Annotated in this window: 1 protein-coding gene and 1 pseudogene; both read right to left on the minus strand. The window is 59.9% G+C overall.

Annotated features, from left to right (window positions below; translation table 11 throughout):
- A pseudogene (locus BI292_RS11295) lies at window positions 1-228 on the minus strand (SAM-dependent methyltransferase); the annotation flags it as partial.
- Window positions 229-544: 316 nt separating this feature from the next.
- The coding region (locus BI292_RS11300; RefSeq protein ID WP_157831251.1) for a thioredoxin family protein at window positions 545-1,180 on the minus strand (636 nt) is incomplete at its 5' end.

Genomic DNA, 1,180 nt, shown 5'->3' on the forward strand with positions numbered 1-1,180 from the left:
AACGTAGTCCGTGGACGTCACGTTGCATCCGCGCCGTGCGGCGGCGAGCGTCGCGTTGCCATTGCCGGCGGCGACATCCAGTACCAGCTCGTCGCAGCGCAAGTCGCAGGCTTCGGCCAGTTGCTCGCCGACAATCTGCAACGTCGTGCCGATCACGGCATAGTCGCCGCTGGCCCAAGCGGCCATCTGACGGTTTTTCAGGGCAGTGAGATCAATCGGTGTGCTCATGAGGTGATGCTCCCTGGCGGGTGAAAACACAGATCAGGCGCTGACGGACGACGGTTCCGCCATGGTGGATCTTCTTGTTATGAGGACAGGGGCCGGCAGCGCCCTGCTCTGCAACTATCGCCCCGCTACTACGCCGCGTCTTCGCCGATCGTCCGGAGATAGGCGCGGTTGCAGCGCTCGCCGATGAATGGCGATGAATCTGTTAAACCCGGTTAACAGTCACCGCGAAAAACGCCGCATATCCGCATTTTTCCAGACCCCAAAGTACCTGCGGCGAGTGAGCTTGCTCCCTCGCCAAAGGTATTTTGCTGGGACATTACGATGCGGCGGGCGCCTTTGCCTCTTGCAGCAGTTGTCGGATCATTTGTTCCTGCGTGTCGTAACTGCCCTCGCCAAAGTGGGTGTAACGCACCTGCCCTTTGGCGTCGATCAGGTAGTGGGCGGGCCAGTACTGGTTGTCGAAGTTGCGCCAGATTGCGTAGTTGTTGTCGATCGCCACCGGGTAGGTGATGCCAAGTTTTTCAACCTGATCCCTGACGTTATCGATGATGCGTTCGTAGCCGTATTCCGGGGTGTGCACGCCGATGACCACGAGGCCATCCTGCTGGTACTTTTTCGCCCAATCCTTCACGTACGGCAAGGTGTGCTGGCAGTTGATGCAGTCGTAGGTCCAGAAGTCGACCAGCACTACTTTGCCTTTCAGCGCTTGGGTATTCAGCGCCGGTGAGTTCAGCCATTCGACCGCGCCGTCGAGCGACGGCATCGAGCCCTTGTCAGTGTCGATGCCGGTGTCGATGGCAGTGTCGGCCTTGACCTTGCTGACGACGTAATCGACCACCTTCGGCACGTTTTCCAGCAGGCCTTGCTCGACGCGGGTGACGCTTTCGGATGAGGTGCCGGCGAGCAATGCGTTGTCCGCGCCGGTGGATATCACCGCTGCCGCCGCCAGTAC

The sequence above is a fragment of the Pseudomonas sp. 43NM1 genome (genome assembly GCF_002836905.1).
Classification (GTDB): Bacteria; Pseudomonadota; Gammaproteobacteria; order Pseudomonadales; family Pseudomonadaceae; genus Aquipseudomonas; species Aquipseudomonas prosekii.